This is a genomic window from Sphingobacterium sp. UBA2480 (assembly GCF_002341965.1).
GTDB lineage: Bacteria > Bacteroidota > Bacteroidia > Sphingobacteriales > Sphingobacteriaceae > Sphingobacterium > Sphingobacterium multivorum.
Genome location: NZ_DDPA01000007.1, coordinates 88,491 through 115,094, shown reverse-complemented (window position 1 = coordinate 115,094; position 26,604 = coordinate 88,491). Strand labels below are relative to the sequence as shown.

Here is a 26,604-nt window from a genome sequence, read left to right as displayed (position 1 = left end):
ATATTATTGTAAATTGATTTGAAACGCGTTAATCTTCATGTAATGGTCGGGTTGAAAATTGACCAGCATCCCTATATTGACCGTCACCTTTTCTTTGATTTCAAAATAAACACCATCTGATTTAACATCAGCATGGGCCATTGCCTGTTGAATCCGCTCAAGATCTGGAATGCCGCTGTTTGCTTTGCTAACAACCAGTTTTGCTGGCGGTTGATCATAATTTGTCCAGGATAAGTTACAAAAAAAACGATATTTACCGGGCAATAAGGTTACTTTTTGCTCTATTTTTCCATTTACGATAGCCGGAGCTCCCCAGCCGGCTTCAATGTTGACTACACCGCCATCATCCGATCCAAAACCACCGTAACCGTTGTGGTTTTTCATGGCGGCATTGGTGATCCAATTGTCCAAAACTCCCCAGCGGTTACCGTCATAGACCGTCGCTGTAAATGGTGTTTTGTAATTCTGCAGGTACCAAGGCGTAATATTATCCTTTTTTATAGCCAATTTGGTCGATTTGACCATAAAGGTATCAATCGCCGAACTATCTGGTCTGAACACGGTACGATAGGAAACTTCGGCACCCGGAAGATAGCGTTGAAGACCTATCTTTTCATCCTGATTTTTAGCGCGCACGACGGTATCTGTGGTGCCACCATCCCAATTTCTATACGCTATACGCAGTCCATCAAAGCCCATGGTTTCTGATACATTTTGTAAACCCAATTGCAGTTGCTGTCCAGCAATAAAATTCTGTTCGAGTACCACACGTTGGTAAAGTCCTTCGCGATAACGATCGCCATACACATTCCCCACCACATAGGTCGGAACAGAAAAGCGTCCTGCGGCATCCACACTACGAATTTCTAAATTTATGGGTCCTTCAGGCAGTTTGTCGATTAAATAACGCACGGTATCGACCTTACCCGTCAGTTTGACCGGTATTTTCATCGAATCTTGCTTACTGTTCCAATAGATACGTAGCTCAGAAACACCCGAGGAAGCCCTATAGACCCCTTCTACCTGGATACGGTATTTTCCCGAACGAACTCTAATCGAATCCAACTTTGCCGGGTAGATAATTGCTTTCCCATCCGTGTGCTCGGTAAACTCATCCATTTTGGAACAAGCTGCCAACAGCGCCACGATAAATAAGGACAGCAATACGATATATCTTTTCATAACTTTTGCTTTTTAAATTGATTAATAAACGCCCCAAACCTGAATCTGGTTAATCTGCATAAAATAACTTCCCCGCCAATTGCGCAGATTGCGAATGCGCAGGTACTTGTATTTCGGAGCATCTTCCGGTAGATCAAATGACCAGCCAGCGGTACCATACACTTCGTCGGCATTGGTATTTGTTCCCGACGGTGTTCCCGATGGCTTACGGACTGTACAGGTAGCCAATTTGGTCCATGACTCCCAAGAGCCATCCAGATTCGGCGTATTGCTTCCCCAAATCTCAAAATCACGTAAATTGCCCTTATCGTAGAATCCGTTTTCCCTTCTCGGAAAGATTACAACACGACTTAGTTTTGCTTCTCTCCCGATCGAGAAAGTCACCGATTGTGGTATCCCGGCATTCTCTACCGTATAAAAGCTTGGCCATTTGCTCGTATTGAGATTGCCATCCCATAGATTGTCCATGGAGCCATAGAGGATTTGCGCATCCCCCGGCAAACGTAATGGCGTAAACAATTGCCGGTTAAACAGATTTTCCTCCAATGGCGTAATCGAAGTGTAGAGCGTATCGGACTTATTTAACCAACGATCACGGACATAAAATGCGAACTTCATTTCTTTGGATTTCAATCCACGGACATTATAAAGAATAATGGAATCCTGTCCATAATAATTGTCCAGGGGTAAGTACTCCCCATTGTTGAGTGAGTCTACCATCGGTACGATCACCACATTTCCTTTTTCCTTATTGGTTGAGGTAATGCGGATACCGCCAAAGGCAGCCGTTACCTTCATCTCCCCAAACACCAGGTTAAAGATCGGCGTCTTCGGTTCAACAATGACATCTACGGGATCCGACACCACCTCAGCTTTACTCACTGCATACAGTTTAACGGTTTGCGGTTTGGTATCCGGAAACCCATCGATTAAGATTTCATTGGTATAGGTAGACGATTTGACGACACGGGTGGCACCACTCGCCATCACGTATTCGGCTTTGACATAGAGTATATTCTCATTTTCCGGAAGGCTGTAATGTATCGTTGCCTGTCCATAGCCGTTGACCACCGACGGATGCTGTACTGTTCCAGGTTTGGTCTGGTCGTCCTCCATTAAGGTCCAGCCTTTTTCCTCTTTACAGCCGAGCAGCAGAAAAAGCAAACCGGCCATGACATAGATACTATTGCGATATATTCGTTTTTTCATGATTTTCTTCAATTTAATACGCTAATTACCAACCTGGATTTTGTACCAAATTTGGATTGACCAACAGATCAGCTTCTTTAATCGGCCAAAAATAGTCTCTCGGTGCCACGAATCGTTGTTGATAGAAGGTCTGTTCCTGATAAAAAAGTTCCGGATGATCCTTATCCTGATTACGGTCCCAGCCTGTGATATTTTTGTTGAGCTCCTGCGCAGCAAGTTTCCAGCGCCGCAGATCCCAAAAACGGGAACCTTCGAAGCTCATCTCAATATTACGTTCACGTTGTATGATTGCACGGAGCCCTTCTTTTGTCGTCGGTTTAGCGCTATTGAATGCATACTTTGCCCAGGATTCTTTCACCCCTTCCAGACCGGCGCGCTTGCGAATTTTATCAAGATAAAGGAATACATCGGCTACAGGGCCCTCACTTTCGTTTAAGGCCTCGGCATACATCAGATACAGGTCGGCAAGCCGCAGCATAGGCCAAGGATACTCTTCGATATGTGAGCTGTTTCCGTCTTTAAAGGCAAATTTCCAGTTGACCAGCTTTTTTGGATAATAAGTTGTGATCGGCACAGAAACCCCACTGCCAAATAAGCCTAAACGAAGCTGCGTCGTCCAGGTATTTTCGTCTGTCTGACTTGGGCTATTTTCCATATACCAAACCCCACCATCAAAGCCCACATTGGCGTAGAAACGATTTTCACGGTCAAAATGCAAACGCGCTGTTCGGTAGTTTTCGATGTTGTTGAAGCGTTCGTCATGCGTTCCGGCACGCAATTGATTTTTATTGCTAAAATCCAGGGTTTTGTCTTCATCCATCGGCACCCCGTTTTTCGTATAAAACTGTTCAATGATTTTGATTGTCGGGGCCAAGGTACCGTTGACGCTGTTGTTGCCGGCATTATTTGGGTCGATGTGGGCCATGGACGAATACTGCAACTGCCAGGTCCTTGATGTTGGATTTCCCCAAATGATCTCGCGGTTCCATTTTTCCGTCACAGCGTTACGGATGCTCATCTGAATCATGGTGGTATTGGACAGCGGACGTACAGGTGTTGGAAATTCGTACAATGTCATTCCCAGCTCCTCACAGGCGGCAATCGCTTCCTTTGCGGCCTGCGCTGCTTTACGCCACTTCTCTGCCTGAAAGCTCGGATTAAAAAATAAGGTGCCGTCCACATTTTTAAAGGTCGCATAGTCTGCATTGCCATTAAATAACGGACTCGCTGCATACAACAGGACTTTTGCCTTGATACCTAAGGCAATCGGTTTGGTAATATGCCCCAGATCAGTTACAGGCGACTGCACGACACTAGGCAATTTAGCTGCCGCAGCATCAAGTACTTTCACAATATAATCCACAACTTCGTCAACGGACTTACGTTTGACCTGCGTCTCCTCAATTGGTGCTGTGACAGGCACATTGACATCCATAATGGGGATAGGACCATAATGCCGCATCAGCATAAAATGGTAATACGCTTTTAAGAACAGGACTTCACCCTCCCAGGTGTCACGTTCATCTTGCGTCATATCGCGTACCTTTTCGGGATTTTGAATATTCTCCAAAAAAATATTGCAGTCCCGAATGGCATTGTACATATATCCATCCCAATAATTGACATAAGGATTGGTTACATTTTGATTACCACGTGCAATATTCCAGTTGGTCCCATTGATACTCCGCGTTGGGTAATCCAACCAAAACTCATCGCCTGCCATAAAAGCGGGATTTATAGTCGGTTCGCCATCATTGGGCAAATAAGAGTAGCAGGTTGCCAAATATTTGATGGCTTCACTGCGCATGGTAAAGGCATTGTCTATTGTCGGGGCATTGTCGGGTACAACATCCAGATAGCTGCAGGATTGAAAAAACAATAGACCTGACACCACCATCGCTTTATATACAGTTAATTTTTTCATGATACATTGTTTTTTATAATCCCACATTGATACCGATATTGTACACCGCCTGAACTGGATACCCCAGGCCATCACCGCCCATTTCGGGATCCCACATTTTAAACTTGCTCCATACCGCGAGGTTCAGTGCATTGGTATAAATGCGGATATTGGACATCTTCCAGCGATCGAGAATTTTCTTTGGCACCGTATAACCCAGCTCCACGGATTTTAGGCGCAGGAATGCACCATTGCGCATCCACCAGGTCGAAAATTGATTATTGTTGTTATTGAATCCATCGGTCAGCCGAGGCCAGAACGCACGGATATCCTGATTATCTTCCGACCAGTGACTATCGGCCACCTGTTTTAATAGACCATTTTGATAAGGACCATTGATGGCGAAAGGCGTGATATTTCCGGGATTGATAAAGAAAGAAGAGCGCGCAGAGCCCTGTAAGAAAGCACTCACATCAAACCCTTTGAAACCGACCGTGAATCCCATACCGTAGATAATTTCTGGATCGGTAGGAAAACCGATAGGCACTTTGTCCAGATCAGTTATTTTGCCATCGCCATTAATGTCGCGGTATTTGATATCGCCGCCCATTGTTTTCAATGCGCCACCAAAATTTTGCAATGGCGAGTTATCGGCTTCAATATCATCCACAAATAAGCGTTCGGCGATCAATCCATATTGCTGTTTAAGCGGATAGCCCAAATGCGTTAGGTAAGATAAATTAGCTGGATAATTTGGTTCCTCATTAGTCAATAAACGATTGGTCGCATAAGTCATGTTGCCGCGCAACTGCGTCCACCAGGTGTTTGCAAATGATTTGTTATAATCCAAGGCCAGGTCAAATCCCTTACTCTCCGCTTTGCCCATATTGGATTGAATATCAGCCTGAAAACCTGAAGTCGTCGGAATCGTTGAGCGTACCATTAAGATATCACTTCGCTTGGAGTTATAATAATCAAAGACAACTCCCAATCCATTTTTAAGGTTCAGGTCAAAACCAGCATCAAATGTTTTGGCGCGTTCCCAGGTAATATTGGGGTTGGCATAACGTGATATGGAATAACCTGGCCGGGTATAATCCCAAAGGTTTCCCCAGGAAAAACCTTTCCCAGGATCGTTGGGATTGACCTGCGATAAATAGAAAAACCGATCACGCTCATTACCGATCTGATCGTTACCCACCAAACCATAGGTTGCGCGCAATTTAAGACGAGATACCACCGGTGTGATAAACTCAAACATCGGCTCTTCCTGGAGGTTCCAGCCTACCCCAAAAGAGGGGAAAAAGCCAAATCGTTTATCTTTGGAAAAGCGCTCGGAACCGTTGTAACCAAAGTTCGCTTCAAAAAGGTATTTATTTTTATACGCATACGTTGCCCGTCCAGAAACACCGATGTTACGTGCCGGCAGGGAGGCCTGTAAATTACCTCCATTTGCTGTCTGGTAATTGCGCATGATACCGATGAGCATACCCGTGATGTCGTGATCCTTTCCAATGGTCCGGTTATAATTGACTGCGAACTCGCCATAGGTCGTTGTATTCTGTATCCGATCCCCTTGACTGTAGTCGAGGTATTCCGTTCCCTGGTTTTCATTCAGTAAGCTCAATACGGTATTGTTTGTTCCGGGTATTTTCAATAGATTATAGTAAAAGGGTTCAAAGCTTCTGCGCACCGAAAAATACGAGTACCGTTGCGTATAAGCCATTAGACGTGCTGAGAGGCCTTTTGTGATAAAGTCAAAGTTCTGTTTCAGCTCCAGTTGCACATTGACTGTCGAACTATTGTATTCCTGAAATCCGTTGACCATCTTGGCATAGGGGTTATTGTACAAGGTCTTTGTCGTCGGTATAAAGTTATTTCCGAAAAGTGGATGTGTTGTGAAAGGCGCATAAGAAGCTGGATAAACTGCGGGAAACATCACGGGATTGGACCAGATCGCTTCTTTGAATACCCGTTGTCCTCCATTGATCAAATTGCCCCAATCGTCATACCCACCGATCGGCCCTTTATAATCGTCAAACTGTGCGGAAGTACGGATAATTCCAATGGTTGTCGGCGTAATATTTAAGGTAATATTGGATCGTATCGAATAATTTTTGAGGTTAATATTATTATCAAAATTATTACCGCTTTCCGATTTCAAAATCCCCCTGTCATTGTTAAAAGTACCCGCAACATAATATTGTGCGAGATTACCGCCCCCGGTGACGTTAAAATTGAAACGCTGATTGTTGGTATAATCTTTAATCAATTGATCGATCCAGTTATTGTTTGGATAAAGTAACGGATCATCTCCCCTTGCGGTATGATCGATTTTATTTTGGTCATACGGTAATGTTCCTCTCGGGTTACGTGTCAATACCGCTTCATTGGCCAGGTTCATGTAAGTTATGTTATCGGCAAATTGGAAGTTTCGGGTATTGGTAGAAATCGAGTTTTCAAAACGTGCATTAAATTTTGCTTTTCCGACAATGCCACTTTTGGTATTGACTAGCACCACACCATTTGCACCTCTGGCACCATACAATGCAGAGGCCGCCGCATCTTTCAGCACCGAAAAACCAGCAATATCATCGGGCTGAAGCCGCGCCAAAGCTGTTGTATTCGATTCCATCCCATCGATAAGAATCAGGGGGTCTTTCTTTCCGGCGCCGAAGGTCCCGACACCGCGAATAAAGAACGAGGCATTGTCGTTGCCGGGTTCACCACTGCGCTGATACGCAATTAAACCCGCTACCCGACCTGCCAGCATGGTGGTCAGATTGGAGGTAGGGCCTTTAATTTCTTTTGGATTGATCGAGGTGATCGAAGCGACCATACTCGTTTTCTTTTGCGTGCCGTATGCGACAACGGTCACCTCATCCAGGTTCGAGCTTGATGAGGACAGAAAGATGGTCATACGATTGGTGCTGGTGACCTGAACAGTCTTGCGGTCGAATCCGACCGAAGTCAGGACAAGCTGATCGTTGAGGTGTACATCTTTGATCAGGAACTGTCCCTGAGCATCCGTTGATACAGCAGCACTTTTTCCCACAAAAGCGACTGTAACATTGGAAATAGGTAAATGTCCGACGCTATCCAATACAACTCCTCTTAATTCAAATGATTTGGACTGCCCATTTGCGAAGCCCGCTAACAGAAGAAAAAGGAAGACAAGACTACATCGCTGCCATTTACAGATTTGGTAATACATGTGGTAGATCATAAATTGGTCTTCTTATAGATTGGTTATTTGTTTGTAGTACAGTGGTTAGTAATCTATACTATTCTATACTACTGTACAATAGTAGAAACAATTTCCGACATCCACAAATATTTTTTCAAATAGTAGGTTCTTATGGTGTGTTTTAGCTGTCCTGTAGGCTACTGTTCACTTCGCGGAAATAGGGGAAAAATAAAGCGGGATATACTATCATGGCTGATAATACATCCCGCTTCGTCGATAATTTGGAAAATTCTGATCACAAAAAAAAGGTAGGCCTAGCCTACCCTTTTGTCAATGAGTGATGATATTTTAAGGTATGATTGAGTGAATGTGCGGTCTGCCGGGCATCGTCCTGATAGGACGATAAATCTTGGCAGGCCCTGATATCTGTTACATCCACCTTGTTTCTTACTTTGCTGATGACCTGATTTAATTCCGATTTCCAGTTGCCTGGATCTCCAAAATCGTCCACCCAATTTTTGTTGATAAACTTTTTGTAGTTCAAAAGCAAAATATACAATTCCTCACCACTACCGGCGCGATTGATTGACGTGCGCCAGTTCTCTAATTTTTCTTTAAAACTCATAACCAGCAATATACAAAAAATATACTGCTTTACCAAATAACAAGACTTAGATCACCGATCATTGACCTCGGTATGACAGAATCCGTGTTTTTTCCTTCAGTGGCCAAAGCACTGCCCAGATAGAACCTTTCTTTCCCTGTAAAGCAATATCCAGAAAAACTATTATATTTATTCATTGCGATTTTAACGCTTAGGCGTTTCCTATTGGTTTGAAGACACTATTATGCGTTATTTTGATTTTGACGACAGCAAATACGGCTTTCCCTTAGCGATGGATGCCCATCGGTTCGAGGACAATACCGATCTAATTTTTGAGGCTGGTCCGCACACCATCAACTTTTTTGAGATCATGTTTTTTGAACAGGGAAACGGGGTCGCATATACCAATGAAAAACGTATCGAATTATGCCCAGGCACAATCTTATTCGCTTCACCTAATCAAATTAAGCAGTGTGACTTTGATAAAAACGGTGTCAAAGGATTTCATTTAATCTTTAAACCCGAGTTTTTGGAATCTTTCTTTCAGGATAAAACACTGGTATACAAACTCCCCTATTTTTACAATTATTCATTTGCGCCTTATATTGTTGCGACTGTCCGCGATTTTGAGTTGTTCAAGTCCATGCTCTCCGAAATTGTTTTTGAAATCGGAGCTTTCCGATCTGACAGCCCCAATATGATTCGCGCATTACTTGCCAGTATTCTGCTCCGACTGGACCGGCTATTTCGTGCGTTTCACCATATAGCCAGCGAAAGCGCGAACAGCAATTTACTTACTCGATTTAAAATGCTCATGGAAGAGCAGATCAACTCCAACCTGAACTGCAACCAATATGCTAGTTTACTAAAAATACATCGCAATGAGCTGAATCACAAAATCAAAGCCTACACCGGACATAGTCCAATCACCCTCCTCCAACACCGAAAAATACAGGAAATCAAACAGCGGCTTCTATCGGATGAACAGTCTATCGCCCAAATTGCCTTTGAACTTCATTTCAGCGATCCTAATAATCTTTCCAGATTTTTCAAAAAACTGACGGGCTTATCTCCTTCCGCATACAAGCAGAAAATGCAAAATGATAGTTTTTCATAAACTTGTGATATTTATTCAATGACGCAGCAGGCTACCTTTGCATAGATCGTCATTCCAATCGTGAGGCGACGATCGCTGTTTTAAGATTTATCAGCTGGATACCTGTATGTTATCGAGCTACACAATGGAAAAATATGCTAAAACTACTGCTACTCTCTTGTTCACTGTATGGGCTATTTACCACTCCACCTTACCGTATTACCGGTCGGTTGGTTGACCATCAGTATAACCCCGTTGGGTATTTTATTATTGAAATCTATGCGTCCAATAAGGAAAGGGAACCCTTGGCTTTATTAGGTCGGGATACCGTTAGAAACAGCAATGGCGAATTTAAAATACAGGTGATAAAAAAGGGCAGCTATCTCCTGAAGATAGCCGTTCCGGATTACACCGATTATTCCCTGTTTACCACGGTCCAGGATTCCAGTTACTCCTTTCCCGAAATACACTTACAGCCGACAAAATGAGTGTCCTCTATTCAACCTTGTATCCCATAGACCGCATTTTTGCGATCGCATTTGCCTTCTCTAGGGTGATTGGTCGTTTTCGCGTAAGGTATGCTAGGGGCTTACTAGCCCCCTTGCTTACCTATTCTTTGCCGACTGGTTGCTCTTTAGTTACCATTTTAGCAGAGAAACAGCGAAAAAACACCAAAGAAACGGCAAACAAACACCAATCAAACAGCAGAGAAACAGCAAAGAAACAGCAACGAATAAGCAGAGAATAAGGAGAAAAAGAGCAGAGAAAGAGCAAACCAATACCAAGCTAATCTCCTAGCAGGAGCGAAGAAGTACCAAAGAATAGGCAAAGAAATACCAAAGAACGCAGGAAAAAACACTGCGTATTATCTGCAAAAAATCAATCGGCAACTAAACTTTTACCTTATATTGCGGTCTCATTAACACGTACACAAACAAGAATTCTTCTATTTTATTCCAAACGCGATATGATACTAGCTATTTCCTTCAAAACCATGCTCGCCCTTCTTCTGCTTGGCTCTGCCAGCGATGTCTATGTTAATAATAGCAAATACGAAAATAGCAGTGCCTATATCCATCAAGACCAGTTGGGAGACGGCTATGCCAAAATTGGCGGTCGTATTTACTATCGTGGTAAAGAAATTGTCAATGCCAATTCCGGTTCTTTTCAGTTCTTAGGTGATGGTTATGCAAAAGACACCTGGAAAGTCTATTTTCGGGGGGCAGCTGTAGCCGATGCAAGTCCTTCTACTTTTCAGTCACTGGGTGACGGTTACGCTAGTGATGCCTGGAAGGTCTATTTTTATGGCAGATCCTTATCGAATGTGACAGCGTCTTCCTTCAAGACGCTGGGAAATGGTTACAGCAAAGACGCATGGAAAGTCTACTATTTGGGCAAAGAAATTGCAGGAGCCAACTCCTCCAGCTTTGAAAACCTTGGTCGGGGTTATGCAAAAGATACTTGGTCAAGCTATTATCGGGGCGAAAAGAATGATAAGCCTACAGCGACTTCCTTGCAGTCTCTCGGAGGGCAATATGCGAAGGACGATTGGTCTGTTTTTTACCGAAATCAGAAAGTGGAAGAGGCTTCTGTTTCAACCTTTGAATACCTCAACGACGGTTATGCCAAGGATGCCTGGAATGTTTACTATCGAGGGGTAAAAGTTAAGGGTGCCTCGCCATCTACATTTAAAGCGCTTGCGGGAGGTTATGCAAAAGACTCCTGGACCGTTTTCTATCGCGGTCAGGAGTTAAAAGAGGCAAGTGCTTCTACTTTTGAATACGTAGACAACGGTTATGCACGCGATGCTTGGAGTAAGTTTTATCGTGGAGAAAAGATGGATTAATTTTATTCAATAATGATATTAATACCAACCATTTTGGCCTTGGATTTAATCTTTTCAATAAGACCACAATAGATCCAGTTGCGCAACAAGAATTCATTGAACATCAGCCATTCCGCTGAAAGATAATATAGCTGCGGCAAACTATGATCAGATAGCGGTCAGGTTCTACTTTTAGACAGTGCTTGTTCAGTGATTGTTCAGTGCTCGTTCAGTGCTTGCTCAGTGAAGACTGAATAAACACTGACTGATTACTGTCTAAAAACCGATTGAAAATTGTTTTTAGGTATACGTTGGTAACCGTATGTTTCCATTGATCTCATAATTATATGCTGTAAATACAAGCAATATTTACGGCAAAGAAAACGGGGAATAAATCGTTTATTCCCCGCATAAAATATGATTTACATTCGTTTAAGGATTAATGACCAAACTGCTCCCCAGACCGGACATAAATACAGGCCCTATATTTTGGGCTTTCAGCAGATCGCGGTGTTTTGTATCCAGTTTAGGAGCTCCCGCATCTGCGGCTGCCGCAAAAGGATAATTTCCCACAAAAGAACCCAATACAGGGCTGCTGTTTGATGGCTCATAGATGCCATCTGTTGTCAGTGTGTACTGTGGATTAACTCGGGTAAATCCAGCCGGCAGTTGCTGACTTGTCGGCACGTCGAAAACAATGTTTCCCTGATAAACAAAATTGACCGGTTGATCGGTAAAGGTTAACATCGTTGATTGAGCCGATTGGGATACCACATTATTTGCGATATGCCCATCCGTTGGCGCTAATGTCCGGTTATTTCCTCCTTTTCCCGAACCAATATCAAATGACTGCTTACATTTAATCATTGTATTGGCCACAACTTTCACCCGCTTGACTTGAAAGTACCCGCTTAGCGGCGAATTTGGCACGCCGTCCATAATCGCCAACGCGGCTTTTTGCCCCGTACCGGCCATATTCTGGAAGTAATTGTTATAGACCAAATGGTCTTCACCTATGATACGAATACCACCGGCAGCACTATTGCCATTACCGACAAAATAGTTGCCATAAACGGCAGATCCATTGCCATGCCGCAGACATAAGGTTCCCTGACTTTCATAAAAATAGTTGTTGCGGATCGTATCGGCCCCCATCTTATTGGATATGATTTCCGTTTCGCCGTTACAGCGCTGAAAAATATTATCTTCAATGGTTGTCAGTGCACTGGTCATCGACCAGTCGCTGGTGCCAATGCGAATAGTTTCACCGCCATTGTCCGGTACCGCAGCACGCTCGCCAAAGAAGTTATGATCGATGCGGTGTTTCATTGGTTTACTGGTCCCCCATACAACCATGGTCGGGCCTTGATGGATTTTTCCTTTTAAATAGCAGTGGTCGACCCGATGGTAGGAACCATTGATCGATACCCAACGATAGTCGGTCGTTGCTGCCGGCGGATTATAGTCCACAATCGATGTATTGGTAAGGCGACAGTTTGAAGAGGAAGAAGTAAAATCCACCACATTTTTACCTGTCGTATACCCTTCCTGAAAAACGAGCCCGTCCACAACAAGCCACTGTCCTGTGATACTAACGGATGAGGTACCTTTCATGATAACAGCTCCACGCTGCTCTGCCATCAGTACAATGGGTTGCTGTTTTGTTCCCTGCGCACTGAAGGTCAATTCCTGATCTGTCCATTGCCCGGACTTCATAATAACCGTGTCTCCGGGCTGTAAGCTCAATGCCTGAAGATCTGCTGCCGACTGAATGGTGTGGCATTGCACACAGGCAATACTGTTTAAAGTGAGTTTTTCGGCGGGCGATTTCTCACAGCTCGTTCCTACCTCCAATAGCAGCAGAAGTGAAGCAATAACTGAATTCTTTTTAATCATATTTAAATTTGTTTAAAAGGTTCTTTTGTTAAAGTGCTCCCGCAAATGGATAAACGGTGGTATTTCCTTTGCTGCCAAAGACATGAACCACGCCATTGGTTACAATGTATCCCCCGGACCGATTGGTTGTTTTATTGTTTATTTGAATCGGCGCCAAATCACTGTTATTGACCAGGCGTAAGGCCATCATCCCTTCCTGATCAAAACCTTTACCTTCATTCATGTAGCCCAGCAGCGAACTTTTACTGGCAACAGTATTCGCAGGAAGCATGGTCTTTGCTTTGGTGTTTTCAATGGTCAGCTTATCAAAGTTGTAATTCCCTTCCAGCATAAGGTAAAGGAAATAATTACGAACATCATCTTTACTGTAGTCTTCCCATTTTGTCGCCGGTCTCGTCATTGGCTTGCCTGTTCCGTCCACCCCGGTCACAATGGGAAAGTCAAAAAAGAGGCCTGCAGTCACTTTTTTCGTTTTCACATCCCAGGTCTTTATGCCATCATTATGCAAAAAAATAAAGGTTCGATTTGTCTTTTCAAATTCTTCCAAAGGGATACCAGCATATTCTAAGCCTTTCCGCATCCATTTGAAAACCGTATCTGTTGGATTTTCCACTGTTTCGTAAGATCGGTTCTCCAAAAATTTTCGTGCACTTATCCCGATATTGGGATCTAAAGTTTTATGTTGGTAATCGTAATCTTTTTGCAGTTCCAAATCGAAAAGTGAACAACTTGTCATTAATAGACTTACTACGATGATAGCGCTATAGGTCCATTTGGTCTTAAACATTCTTTTCATGACGCTCTGATTTAAATTCTTCTATTAATCTGTATATCCGGGATTTTGAACCAATGATTTATTGGAGTTTAGAACATTCCGGTGAATAGGCCAATACACTCTGTTTGTTGGATCTAAAAATCCAGGTTTTTCCAAATTACCCGCTTCTTCCTGTCTACGTTTTACGATGGGATCCATCACGTCCTTTACACGTCCCGTGCGCACCAGATCAAACCACCTTTTACCTTCACCAAAAAGTTCCAGGCGACGCTCCTCCAAAATCGCCGTTTCCAGCTGGTAGCTTGTCGCAATAGTGGCATCATTTGCATCATATTGTGGCAGGCGCGCACGCTTGCGGACAAAGTTTAAATATTTCAGGGCGTTGGCGCGATCACCCAAGCCATTCAACGCTTCAGCATACAAAAGATACATGTCACTCAGGCGGTACATGGTTAAATAAACTGGAAGTGCCTGGTTTGTGACAGGCCATGGATCCGCTTTGCTTGGGTTCGCATCCGTAGGATACCACTTGATAAATCGATCTCGCTTGTTGCTTGGCAACCCAAAATAGACATCTAAAGTCTGCTGTGGCCTGATATCAGGACTCGGCGAAGTGGTCGTCTGCGGCTGAAACCAGCTTGCCCACACCCCTTCATCGACGACAATCTGCTTGTTGTTCGGCGACCATGAGGTCTGCATACAGGCACAGCCATTTTTTAAGTAGTCCCAATGGATGCTCCAAATCGTTTCTTTACTGGAAGTTGGATTGACAAAAATAGTTTTCCAGCTTGCGCCATCCTGCAAATTGCTTTCATTGGTTCCGGCATAACCTACACCCGTAGGAGACTTTGTCAAAAAAAGACGTGTTATCCATTTTGTCGCATTTTGATAATCCTTTTTCCACATATATACATCCGACATGATTGCACATATTCCTGCCCCTCCGATGGTCCATAGGGGGTTTTTCGCGTCTTTATCGACCAGGGAATAGGCTTTTTCCAGATCCGGTATAATGACCTCGTTCAATAGCTTATCTTTCGGTTCACGTGGACTGGCAGCGGGCTGCTGCACATCCTCATAGGGTTCAAGCCATATCGGAGCATCGCCCCACACACGCACGAGATAGAAATAACACATGGCTCGAAGGGCATAACACTGCGCGAGATAATCCTTCAGCATCTCCGGAGTAATACGGCTATCCAGTTCTGCTGCCTTTGGAATATACTTGATATTGTTATTGATACGCCCGATGGCGGTATAGAGCCCGCTCCAATCTGAAAATTGATTGGTTGGCGTAAGGCTATTTAATACGATCTCGTCCACATAGTCTTTGGTATAGCTGATCGCCCGGTCAAAGTTATCGGCACGATACTCGCCCCAATACAGGTATTTTTCGAGGTAATTGTCTTTGTTATCCTGATAATTACCCTTACCAACCATTTCGAGCTGAAAGGCGCTATACATTCCAGCAATTGCGGCCTGCACATCGTATAAGTTTTTATAATGCTGATCCAGTGCAACTTCGGCCAGCGGTTTCTCTTCCAAGAATTTGTTACAGCTTCCCAACGTAGCTGATAGCAGTAACAGTGCTAAGATCTTTGTTTTCATGTCAAAAATATTTTATCTATCCCATCCTTCAGACGGGACTCACCCTAAAAGATATATGCTAAAAATTGATGTTTACGCCAAATCCAAACTCCCGTCTCCTCGGGTAACGGCCATCGTCCTCACCCGGTGTCAGCGGATTGTTTGTACTGAATTCAGGATCGTAGCCCCGGTAATTTGTCCAAGTCAACAGGTTGCTTCCATAAACGAAGGCAGTAAGTCCTTTCATTTTCAACCTATTGATCAACTGCGGATCGAAGGTGTAGGCTAGCCGTGCACTTGACAAACGAACAAATGTCGCATCTTCGATATAGAGGCTATTCTGGTTCGTTTTCATATTTCCGCGGTTGTTTCGCTCCACATAATTTGGGTATTTGGCCACATCTCCGGGTTTGCGCCATACGTTATAGACCATGTCCGGCGAACCTGCCCCGGTATTGGTCGGGTAATTTTGACGTTGCAGCAAGGCATTGTAAACTTCACCGCCGAAGGAACCATTAAAGAGTACATTTAGGGTAAATCTTTTGTATCTAAAGGTCTGCATTAAACCAAAATAGAAATCAGGTGTCGCGTTGCCGAGGATCATGCGATCTTCGTCATTGATCAAACTATCCTTTTTGTTGTTCAGCCATTCAGCATCCCCCCCTTTGAGTTTACCATCTGGCGCATAGAGCTGGTGTACTGTTCCCTGATAATCGTTACCATTGAATGTATATACCGCTTTTCCATCACGATACATCGGTTTCCCCTGATCGTCTAGGACAAGTGTCAATTTCTCCCAATTGTCATTATAAGCGTTGGACTCATCCCAGGCGTAAACCCCTAAATTGCGCCAGCCGTAGAAATTTCCGATACGGCCACCTTCTTCCGCGTACCATTTATTACCCGGAAAAAATGGTATTCCATCTGCCAGCTTCACAATCTTACCCCGTTCAAAGGAAATATTACCATTCACCTCCCAGCTGAAATCACGCGTCATTATTGGTTTTCCGCTGATCACAAATTCCATCCCGCGGTTGCGGATTGTTCCTAAATTGACATTCACTTTGGCATATCCGGTTTCTTTGGCAAGCTCTCGCGGATACAATAAATCGGTTGTCGTTTTAACATAATAGTCTGCCGTAAATCCCAATCGACCGTTTAAGAAGGTGAGATCTAGCCCCACATTATTCTGGGTGGTTGTTTCCCACTTGATCCGATTATTGCCAAATGTACTGGTCAATGCAGCTCCGCCGACACCATTATAAGACCCGCCAAAGGCCACTTTCGTATACGATTCATAATCGCCTACTTTATCATTTCCAAGTTGACCGATACTGTACCGTAGTTTTGCATCTACCAATGCCGGCTTGGCCCATTTCATGAAATTTTCGTCCGAAAACCGCCATGCAGCAGATGCCGAGAGGAAGTTTCCCCATTTATTTGTCGCGCCGAACCGCGATGAACCATCTCTCCGATAGGATCCCTGAACGAGATAGCGTCCTTTGTAATTGTAACCAATCCGGCTAAAAATAGAAGCAGAAGCATTGGCTGTTGCCGTGGTATAGGTTTTCGAAGGCGTCAGGTAATCCGGAAAGGTCACCAAAACCTCCTCGTTGACGCTATTCATATATTCGGAGTGAAAACGATCATAACGTCTGCGATCCGAACTGAAGCCCAATAAGGCTGTGACATTATGATCCTGCGCAAAAGTTTTATTATAATTCAGATAGGATTGAAACTCCCAGGTAAACGTTTTATTAAACTCATTTGTTCCGCTATTCTGATCCTTGTTTGCCGAGAGAAAACGCGGCGAGAATTGGGTATTCTGTAAATTGTCCAACCGTGCATTGAACAAGGTTGTGAACTTTAAGTCATCCCTGATCTGATAATCCAACTGATTGTTAAATTGCCCGGAATAGGTTTCATCCAGATTTTTCTCAAACAAAGCGTTGGCTACAGGATTACGTTTCGAACCGATGTAGCTTGTTAAAGAACCATCGGGATAGTAAATCAAGGAATAGGCTGGACGGTCCATCACGACGCGAATCGTATTGCCGATCGGAATTGTATTGCCTTTCTGCCAGGAAAATGAAATATTGTTGGAATACTTCAACTTGGATGAAAACTGATATTCCACATTGATGCGTGACTGCAAACGTTTGGCGTAACTATTCAAGATGATCGATTTATCATCCAGATAATTCAAACTGCTGTAGTAACGGAGATTTTTCTGACCACCGGAAACACTCACCTTAATTTCCTTCTTCTGTGCCAGATTCCCCAACAAGAGCCTTTGTAAATCGTTATCGGAATTGAAACTTGGGTTGATGGAATCCGTATTGGTATTGAGGCCTTGGATATATCGGAAAGCCCTCACTTCTGCAGAGTTGCTTACAGGGATGTAATGAGCTAGACGTCCAAAAAGATGGTTGTAGTTAACATTAACCATGGGTTTTCCTTCTGATCCGCGCTTGGTTGTGATGAGGATAACGCCATTGGCTGCACGCGATCCATAAATGGATGCAGAAGCCGCATCTTTGAGCACTTCGATATTCTCGATATCTGTCGGATTTATGGTTGCACCATCAGGGTTAATTACCCCATCGACCAGATATAAGGGGCCATTTCCACCATTCAAAGTCGAAGTTCCCCGCACTTGAATAGATCCTGTCGCTCCGGGTGCCCCACCACCGTCATTGACAATAAGCACCCCGGCAGCCTGCCCTTGTAAGGCATCGAAAAGGTTAATGGGCTGACGCTCTTCGATTTTCTTGGCATTGACGGAAGAGATGGCTCCCGTTAGGTCACGTTTCTTTGCGACACCACCATAGCCCGTGACAACAATCTCATCCAGCGCATTGTCACTATCTTCCAGCGTGACATCAAGTTGCCGCTGGTTACCGACAGTGCGCTCCTGCTCTTTCATGCCCACTTGACTAAAGACAAGCGTACTGGATGGTGCAACCTCCAGCTGATACTTCCCCGCAGCATCTGTACTTGTGCCCTGGCTTTTCCCTTTGATACGAACAGTGACTCCCTGCAGTGCATCTCCCTTTTTGTTGGTAACCTTTCCTGAAAGCCGCATGTTTTGTTGGGCAAAGACCGGTAAGCCTATACTCCCCATAGCAAGAAACAGGAAGAGTACAAAGCATCCCATTTTTGTGATACTTTTTATCATAATAAATCAGTTTTTATGGCGATTGTCTATCATGAGAAGATGATCGATAAGCCGGCCATGCATTTAATAAATTGGTTATTTTTTATAATTAGTTACCTCAAATATCAGTGAATCCCCGAGGTTAAAGAGTGTATTTTTTGGTCTTTTTAGCGGTAAAAAATGTTTTTCAGAAGCTTAAAACATGGATTACTGTTTAAAACAACATCATTGCCCCATCAATTCAAATGCAACAGTACCTACCGTATTTGGTTTATTTTTGCTTGCCGTTGAGATGTCCCCTTCCAATTTGCCAAGCGCATTTCTTTTAAAACGTATCCGCCGCCAGGAATAAGCACCCTTATCATAGTCGAAACTTACGCCATCATCATCATATAGGTTGTACAGCCCTTCCTTTTCCCCGTAATGCCGAATGATCAAATTGACTTTTTCACCAACTGTGGGCGCATGAAGCCGTGCCGTTGTCATCGGGATGATGCCACCATCTTTCACATACACAGGTATCCGATCGTCTTCGGGTTTGGCGACGATTTCCTCTCCATTGCCGACATAACGTCCCGAATAGAAATCGTACCAGTTGCCCTTGGGCAGCAGCACCTTTCTAGTAGATTCTCCCGTAAACAAGGGAGCAACCAATAGATATTCACCACACATATATTGATCTTTTACCTCCCTGTTTACCGCTTCCAAATAGGGGTTCGTTTCTAGGTCTTGGTTTCCCACGGTCAAATTTGTCTGCCCCTGGAATCCATCTTCCAGTGCCATGGCCCGGAAGGGGGGCGTACCTTCAAAATGGTATTTTGCAAATTCAGAGTAGAGATAAGGCATCAATTCCATCCGCAGCAGCGCATAGTATTTCACTTTGTCGGCCACTTCGGGGAAAGACCATGGTTTTGTTCCACTGGACCAGGCATTGATCATGGCCATTGGTGAAAACACAACCGTCTGGAAACGGCGCAACCATTCTTCTCCCGTCTTGGACCCCCTAACTTCTGGCGTCCACAGCAAGCCACAAAAGCCACTATTGACCAGCGCGGTAATAAAATCCTGATGGCTATAGTAGTCATTATAGATCACATAGGGCATGTTGTTGGCGCCGGCATTGGATGCCCGTACAAGTCCAAACGTTCGTTTATTCTGCTGACGGTAGAGACTGTCGGTCAATTTCTGTGCAAGCACGCCATAGGTTTGCCGCATTTGAATTCCACTGATCCCGGAGGGAAATTTGGCCATATCTGGCCACAGGTAGTAATCGTAACCATCGACCTCATCAATCTTATAGCCGCTGATTCCGATATTGATTTGTGATCGGCTCAGCTGGTCTGCGAGGATATGCTTTGCATCCGGATGATTTAAATCAGGAACAGTCCCATTCCACACCGTATGAGATCCTGTAAAAGGCTCAATAGATTTGCTAATGAGAGCGTCGGGTGAAACATAGGGATTAGTCCAGAGGTTTAGCCGAACACCTTTATCAGCCAGCGTTTTTACCAAGGCTGCCGGATTTGGAAAACGTCCTTTATCCCATTCAAATGAACAGGGATAAGCCTTGGACTGCCAGCCCGGTTCGAGCCCAATAAAATCAAGTGGGAAGCCATGTTCCTCAAATTCGGCCACTTCTTTAACAACATCCGCCGCTGTATAAAGCTTCTGCACGCGTTGTGTAAAACCAAGCCCCCACTTCGGTGGCAAGGCACCACCACCACAAAAGAGGTTATAGCGCTTTATTGCATCAAGCGCGTTGACACCGGCAAAGACATAGACTTCGGCCCCTTCCGTAGGCACATACACCTCGACGACATCCGAGTAAGGTCGGGAATTCCAGTTTTTATCGGTATTGCGGTCTTTTACTTCTGCGGGGACTTTTGCATCTTTCCGTACGCCTGTTCCAACATAATAGGTTAAATATTGCGCTGAATTGATCAGTACGCCGTATCCTCTGGAAGAAACGTAGAATGGAACCGGCGCATGGGTACGGCCATTGTCCTTGCCGCCATAGTGATCCACATGCAGATTGAGAATCTTGCCCCGCTGATGTACCGTCTGAAAGTTAAGTCCCAATCCGTAGATCTGTTCATTTTTTTCCAGTGGGAACCGTAGGTAGGTTTTGCCATCGATCAGTTCGGCATGTACATCCATCTTCGGCAGGGGAAAATCGACAGACTGCAGCTGTTCAAGCGTTTCCGCCCGGGGCTTTGCTCCGGCTGCACCGAGTAAAGTATATGTATCCGGCTTTCCAAATATACCTTTCCATACACCAGGGTATTGTTCCTGAAAGCGAATGCTTTGTGCTGGTGCCTCTATCGCAAACAATACCAGCAAAATTGTCCATAATCTCATCATAGCTGATTATTTTTTTAGTAAAGCAGACACGCACCAAAGTATGGGGGCCTGCCCATGCATATCCCCTGTTTTCTGTTGTCGATCGAGGTAATACTGGTAATCATTTTTTCGGTTGGTACCCTCACAGACGTTGCTGATATCACCGTCTTTGTTGATGTAGCCTGTCAAAGCAATCCATGCCTTACGTGCGATCGGCTTGTATTCCTTTGCGTCGAGCCAGCCATTTTTTATGCCCATGATAATCGCATAAGTAAACATGGCTGAACCCGAAGTTTCCACCCAAGATTCAGGTTTATCAATTAGCTGACCCCACAGACCATCTGGTCGCTGATATTGCTTTAGGCTCGTGATCATCTTTTGATATGAAGCCAATATTTTGGGCCTATTGGGATTGTCCTTCTTTAATGAAGAGAGCAGTTCGCTCATTCCCGCGGCCATCCAGCCATTGCCGCGCCCCCAAAAGAAAGGCGCATCAGGTGCGTGATAAAAAAGGCCATTTTCTTTTTGAATGGTATCGAGGTAGACCACCATTTCATGTGCTGCCCGATCCACATACTGTTGATCTCCCGTCACCTGAAAAGCTTTGGATTGAATCATGGTAATCATATACATATCGTCGATCCAGTAGCGGGTCTGCCAGGTAAGACCTTTATCGAGAAATTTCTGGTAACTGTCTTTGACCACCTGCGAGGAGTCAATCGGAATAGTCCATTGCGCATTTGCAAAACGCATTCCCATCGTCTTGAATTGCTGGTCATTTGTTTGTAAGTAGAGTTCCAGTGGCACCGTCCCAAAAACGGAGAAGTCCACATGCCAAGGACGTGGAACAAGATGTTTTTCGGCGCCGAATAAAGGCATAAAGCGTTGGGTCAATTGTTCCAACAATTTCTTATCATTGCTTACTTCGGCGTATTTCAATGCCCCATACCAGGCACAGACTTCGGGATACGTAATATTTTTTGGCGGAGCTGGCGGTTTAAAACTATTATGTGGACTCGCCACAAAACGTCGGGCCACCAGCTTACCTATAAATTTGGGATCAGCCTGCTTTGGCCAATTGACCAGGTCTGTGCTTTGTGCGAAAGCACAAAGAGACATGCAGACGCCAATCCCCAGGAGTATGGACATACAGAACTGCTTCATCATCAGTTGGGTTTATAATTAAGTTATAACCCAAATATCAGCAAGCCAGTCTATTTTAAGGGGGTAGTTTTTGATCGTTTAGGTGGAGAAATTGGTAATGGATCCCATCCGTGTCGCGTTACTTTGCTTACACAGTGTATCCCGAAAGTTAGCAGGGTTCTTTTCGGCAGTTTAGTTATACTGGATAAGCACGCTTATTGTACTTTTCTCTTTTGTCAATAGACTTACGCAACCGTTGCGTAAACAGTGCTATAACTGTGCTATATCCGTGCTTAGGGAGTGCTTTATCCGTGCTTCATCCATTCAGAGGGATAGGACCGGAAAATCCTATAAATTCCTTCGCCATCTTAAGACAATGAAAGAGTATAAAAAAATCCCCAACCTAAATAGATTGGGGATTTTTTACTAATATTTAAATTAGGTTGGTATAACTTAATTAAAGATATAGCGAATACCTAACTGCATTTGGTATCTGGAATCAATACCCGTATTATTTCTGAAAGTCTGCTCTTTAAGATTTTGGCTAACAGTATAAGTAGGCTTATTGTTAGCCACACCCTGATATTGCATAAAGTTGGTAATATTAGGTGTTTTCGTAACACCCCATTTGCTATTCAATAAGTTACCAACATTGATAATATCAAATGAAACTTGCAACCTGTGATTGTCTTTTGTCTTTAATACTTTAGACAATTCTTGCATAATCCGAATATCAAAACGATTCATCCATGGATATTCAGCACCATTTCGTTCTGCGTATTGGCCTCTTCTTGTGCTTAGATATTTATCTTGATTAATATAAGCATCAAGACGTGTCCATTGTGCATCTGCAGTTTCAAGAACTTTCGTTTTATCCTTAGAATCCACAATATCAACTAAAGCGATATCTGCCCGGTCTTTAGGCACATACATTAAAACATTTGAAAAACGTCCACTTCCATTAAGAATATCTCCACTAACTGTATAGTTAAATCGTGTTGCACCAAAAGTATCACCGTATGGTCTACCTTCATACACTAAACCTATTCTTGTAGGTAATTGTGGCGTAATATTGAAATTAATATTTACTGCAGCAATTATTCTATTTCTAACCATGAAGCTTGAATAAGCCAATACCGGAGAATTTGGATTGCTTACAATGGCATTACCTGTATAGGCAGAGTTTGCTTGAGAACCAGGATTTGAAGTAATATCTTTAGCGCTGCTGTAAGTATAAGCTACCATTGCATCACCATATTTTCCAAAACGTTTTTCCAACTGCGCAGTAAGACTGTAAGCATTTCCTTTAGAAGTATTATCTAAAACAATGGCACGTGTAATAGATGGATTGATCTGTCTTGCGTTACCAGAGGCTAACCAATACGCTCTCGTATCTCCTGTACCGGAAAAGGTTCCTTTTGGATCTGACAAGTTTGCATCTCTATGGTAAACCTCATTGATCGATTTGGTATAAATCCCCTCTAAAGTAGCTTTCATATCCCATGGTAAGCTATATTCAACAGCGAGATTGGATCTCCAAATTTGAGGCATCTTGAAATCTCTCGAAGTCACGTCGATTTCATAAGTTGCTGGATTCTTACGATCAGCAGGCAAGTAAGCATTAGGATCTGGATTAAATGGTCTATTAACCGGTCCATCTTTAATATTTTCTAAAATATTTCCATACGTCATACCGGTTTGGCCAGCTTGGTTCGTTAACCATACCCCTGGGACACCACCTGTAAAAATACCTGTTCCTCCGCGCAATACAAAAGATCTATCTTGTCTGATATCCCAATCAAATCCTGCTCTTGGTGATACCAATACTCTAGCTTTCGGTAAACGAGATACGTCTAATTTTTCACCATTCGCGAAAGTCATCCCCAATACTTTTTCATTAGTGACGATATCTGTTGTGTATACAGGAATATCAGCTCTCACGCCATAGCTCAATTTAAAATTTGGTTTTACAAACCATTCATCTTGTGCATATAACGCAATTGGCATCATACTGAAATCAGCTGAAGGTCTTTCATTTCCTGCAACGACAGAATAAGTTAATTGGTACTGCGAAGGTTGTATGGTATTATCACCTTTAGCAGCAGCTATAAAATCGTCCATATTTTTATAACGGAACTGACCACTTACAAACTGCGCAAAAGAATTACTATATTTTTGATAGTTCAATGACCCACCAAAGGTGAATGTATGTGCACCAGCAAAAATATTGAAGTTATCAGTGATACTGAATAAATTTTGATTCAATTTGTTTAATCCAGAAAATGGTTCCTGTCCGAATGAAATGTAGTTTGCGCCACTTCCGTTTTCAATATCAACAGTTGGAAATGCAGTTCCTAGAGGATCTCTAAAATCTCTAAATGCCGAATAAACGACTTGAATCTGATTTGCGTACTTACTATTGAATGTCGAATTTAACTCGGCAGTAATGGAATTGATATTGTTGTTTTGACGATAACGTAAATTGGAGAAAATCATCGAGGTGGTACTTGGACCACGCCCTCTATTACTATTGGATCCACTTGGATTAATATCTCTATAGGAATCTAAGTGGTTATAACGAAGGGTAAATTTATGCTTTTCGTTAATATTCCAGTCGATTTTGGCCGTAATATTATTCGCTTTTTGCTCATTGTTAAATCCTTCATAAACACCTGGATCGTAACCAAATTGATCCATTAAAGTTTTCTTAACTAAATCTAAATCAGACGCTTTAACATTTGACTCATTTGCTCCACCAGTACCACGGTTCGCAAGGATATTAGAGCCCGGCGTAGTACGTTTAGTCGTTTCACCGTTTAAGAAAAAGAATAATTTATTCTTAATGATGGGACCACCAACGCTAAATCCAAGCTGATTATTTTTATATGATTCTGTTTTCGGTAATTTCTCGCCATCAACTTTATAACCTTGAAGATCTTGATTTTTGAAATACCAGTAAGCCGATCCAGTTACTGTGTTCGTACCAGATTTTGTAATCGCGTTGACACCTGCTCCAGTAAAACCACCTTGTTTTACGTCATAAGGAGAAAGGTTGATCTGAATAGACTCAATCGCATCTAAAGAAAACGGTTGTGCATTTGTTTGTCCACCTGGAAGAGCGGATAAGCCAAAAGCATTATTCATTTGGGCACCATCCAATGTCAATGAATTGAATAAACTATTTCTTCCAGCAAACGAGAAACCATCTCCTTGCGAGTTCGCTTGGGGATTTAATTTCGTTAAATCTGTGATACTTCTGGAAATAGCAGGCATTTCCTCAATTTTCTTTCTACCTACAATAGTTGAAACACCAGTTTTGGTTGCACCTCTGCGCGCCGTAACCGTAACTTCTTCCAAAGTTGTGTTTTTATCTGCAAAAACAGGATTTAACACAAATGGCTGTCCCAATTGTAAATAGACATCATTATAGATAATAGGGTCTTGTCCAACATAGGTAACTTCAATTTTGTAAGGTCCTCCAACACGCATGTTAGCTAAGTTGAAACGGCCTGCAGCATTAGCCGAACCTGTATAAACAGTTCCTGATGGAACGTGTGTAGCCTTAATTGTTGCTCCCGAAGTTAGACTGCCGTTTGCTTCTTTTACAATACCTGTAACGCTACTTGTCGTAACCTGAGCTTGTACAGCACCATAGCTGGCCATAACAAGAGCGAAAAAGAGTAAAGATCTTTTCATATAATGTGATTTGTTAAAAAATGTTAAGCAAAATTACTAAGAGATTTCAAATTACAAAGGACTTAATATAAACTTAACACACTAAACCACACATACTTCATGAAATACAGCCCTAAATTACTATATTAACATACAATTTATTAGCGAAAAAAACGTTATAACATGTTTTAAACCAGCATATCCCCTCATACGGACCGACCTAAAATAGTTTTCCACATCAAATCGCTAAAATTCTTTTGTAACAACATTCTTCCAATTGAGATTTAAGTTTTTAAAAAAAATTAGCTAATTTCCAGTCAATCGAGAATTTTATTAAATAACTCAGTTTCTTGTCAAATTTGAGCCACAGTAACCTATTCTGACCAAAAAAATCTAAACGATTCTATAGGCCTGATGGTTTCTATAAAAAATGTTTCAAAAGCCGAGAACTTTTCAGAAATTCGCACACCTATTAATTTATGCTTCATGGAAGACGGTATTCAAAATTCTTCTTTTCAAGAACCTGCAGACATTAAACTGTCTCCAGCAGGACTCTCCTTCTTGGCTTCAGCGGCCAAATGGGCCAACTTTCTGGCCATTGTCTGTTTTATTTTCATCGGGATCTCTGCCATAACCATGGTGAGCCTCATCTTCGGAGCCAGTGCATTATCACTCGGTGCCGACGAATATGTAACAGCAGGAGCTTTATCCACCTTTGGTGTACTTTATCTTTTATTTCTTGCTTTCTTCTGCCTTCCCATCTATTTCCTGTATAATTTTGGATCCAAAGCAAAAAAAGCAATAGCAAACCGCGACAGCATCCAATTGGAATTATGCTTAGATGCGCTCAAAAAACACTATAAATTTATTGGAATCATGGTCATTATTACCATTGCATTCAATTTTATGGGATTGGTCGTTGGAGTCGTACTCGGGATCAGTGACGCTTTTGCTGGGGTATAATACAGCCATAAATAAAGTAAAAAAAAGCGGAGTATCTCATTCATTTGGATACTCCGCTTTTT

At 43.0% G+C, this 26,604-nt stretch carries 17 protein-coding genes; 5 read left to right on the top strand and 12 right to left on the bottom strand.

Annotated features, from left to right (window positions below):
* Window positions 1-3: 3 nt before the first annotated feature.
* The 5 genes from B3600_RS13750 to B3600_RS13730 form a co-directional block, all read right to left on the bottom strand.
* Window positions 4-1,182 (bottom strand): DUF4998 domain-containing protein, encoded by a 1,179-nt coding sequence (locus tag B3600_RS13750; RefSeq protein ID WP_286753300.1) that lies wholly within the window; start codon window positions 1,180-1,182, stop codon window positions 4-6.
* A gap of 21 nt (window positions 1,183-1,203) precedes the next feature.
* Complete coding sequence (locus B3600_RS13745; RefSeq protein ID WP_286753299.1) at window positions 1,204-2,391, bottom strand: DUF5000 domain-containing lipoprotein; 1,188 nt, start codon at window positions 2,389-2,391, stop codon at window positions 1,204-1,206.
* Window positions 2,392-2,416: 25 nt separating this feature from the next.
* A complete protein-coding gene (locus B3600_RS13740; protein ID WP_286753298.1) occupies window positions 2,417-4,315 on the bottom strand; it encodes a RagB/SusD family nutrient uptake outer membrane protein in 1,899 nt (632 codons plus the stop codon).
* Window positions 4,316-4,328: 13 nt separating this feature from the next.
* A complete protein-coding gene (locus B3600_RS13735; protein ID WP_286753297.1) occupies window positions 4,329-7,520 on the bottom strand; it encodes a SusC/RagA family TonB-linked outer membrane protein in 3,192 nt (1,063 codons plus the stop codon).
* A 280-nt stretch (window positions 7,521-7,800) separates the two neighbouring features.
* Window positions 7,801-8,106, bottom strand: coding sequence for a hypothetical protein (locus B3600_RS13730; RefSeq protein ID WP_286753296.1), 306 nt, complete (start codon window positions 8,104-8,106; stop codon window positions 7,801-7,803).
* A 223-nt stretch (window positions 8,107-8,329) separates the two neighbouring features.
* Between B3600_RS13730 and B3600_RS13725 the strand changes: the two genes are divergently transcribed.
* From B3600_RS13725 to B3600_RS13710, 4 genes are all read left to right on the top strand, one after another.
* The gene (locus B3600_RS13725) at window positions 8,330-9,202 is read left to right on the top strand and encodes an AraC family transcriptional regulator (protein WP_286753295.1); all 873 of its coding nucleotides are present in this window, start codon (window positions 8,330-8,332) and stop codon (window positions 9,200-9,202) included.
* A gap of 134 nt (window positions 9,203-9,336) precedes the next feature.
* Window positions 9,337-9,669: a hypothetical protein gene (locus B3600_RS13720; protein ID WP_286753294.1), complete on the top strand. Its 333-nt coding sequence runs from the start codon at window positions 9,337-9,339 to the stop codon at window positions 9,667-9,669.
* Window positions 9,666-9,929: a hypothetical protein gene (locus B3600_RS13715; protein ID WP_286753293.1), complete on the top strand. Its 264-nt coding sequence runs from the start codon at window positions 9,666-9,668 to the stop codon at window positions 9,927-9,929. The genes B3600_RS13720 and B3600_RS13715 overlap by 4 nt, the downstream gene beginning before the upstream one ends.
* A gap of 219 nt (window positions 9,930-10,148) precedes the next feature.
* A complete protein-coding gene (locus tag B3600_RS13710; RefSeq protein WP_286753292.1) occupies window positions 10,149-11,027 on the top strand; it encodes a DKNYY domain-containing protein in 879 nt (292 codons plus the stop codon).
* A 411-nt stretch (window positions 11,028-11,438) separates the two neighbouring features.
* Here B3600_RS13710 and B3600_RS13705 read toward each other — a convergent pair whose 3' ends face one another.
* The 7 genes from B3600_RS13705 to B3600_RS13675 all read right to left on the bottom strand — a co-directional run bounded on the left by B3600_RS13705 (window position 11,439) and on the right by B3600_RS13675 (window position 25,600).
* Window positions 11,439-12,902, bottom strand: a complete 1,464-nt coding sequence (locus tag B3600_RS13705; protein ID WP_286753291.1) for a polysaccharide lyase 6 family protein — start codon at window positions 12,900-12,902, stop codon at window positions 11,439-11,441.
* Between the two features lie 28 nt (window positions 12,903-12,930).
* Complete coding sequence (locus tag B3600_RS13700; RefSeq protein ID WP_286753290.1) at window positions 12,931-13,698, bottom strand: hypothetical protein; 768 nt, start codon at window positions 13,696-13,698, stop codon at window positions 12,931-12,933.
* A 24-nt stretch (window positions 13,699-13,722) separates the two neighbouring features.
* On the bottom strand, window positions 13,723-15,285 hold the full coding sequence (locus tag B3600_RS13695) for a RagB/SusD family nutrient uptake outer membrane protein (RefSeq protein WP_286753289.1): 1,563 nt from the start codon (window positions 15,283-15,285) through the stop codon (window positions 13,723-13,725).
* A gap of 58 nt (window positions 15,286-15,343) precedes the next feature.
* A complete protein-coding gene (locus B3600_RS13690; RefSeq protein WP_286753288.1) occupies window positions 15,344-18,442 on the bottom strand; it encodes a SusC/RagA family TonB-linked outer membrane protein in 3,099 nt (1,032 codons plus the stop codon).
* Window positions 18,443-18,646: 204 nt separating this feature from the next.
* On the bottom strand, window positions 18,647-20,782 hold the full coding sequence (locus B3600_RS13685) for a TIM-barrel domain-containing protein (protein WP_286753286.1): 2,136 nt from the start codon (window positions 20,780-20,782) through the stop codon (window positions 18,647-18,649).
* A 6-nt stretch (window positions 20,783-20,788) separates the two neighbouring features.
* The gene (locus B3600_RS13680; RefSeq protein ID WP_286753284.1) at window positions 20,789-21,928 is read right to left on the bottom strand and encodes a glycoside hydrolase family 88/105 protein; all 1,140 of its coding nucleotides are present in this window, start codon (window positions 21,926-21,928) and stop codon (window positions 20,789-20,791) included.
* A 429-nt stretch (window positions 21,929-22,357) separates the two neighbouring features.
* The gene (locus B3600_RS13675; protein ID WP_286753283.1) at window positions 22,358-25,600 is read right to left on the bottom strand and encodes a TonB-dependent receptor; all 3,243 of its coding nucleotides are present in this window, start codon (window positions 25,598-25,600) and stop codon (window positions 22,358-22,360) included.
* 465 nt (window positions 25,601-26,065) lie between these two features.
* Between B3600_RS13675 and B3600_RS13670 the strand changes: the two genes are divergently transcribed.
* Window positions 26,066-26,542, top strand: a complete 477-nt coding sequence (locus B3600_RS13670) for a hypothetical protein (RefSeq protein ID WP_046675000.1) — start codon at window positions 26,066-26,068, stop codon at window positions 26,540-26,542.
* The last annotated feature ends 62 nt before the right edge of the window (window positions 26,543-26,604 follow it).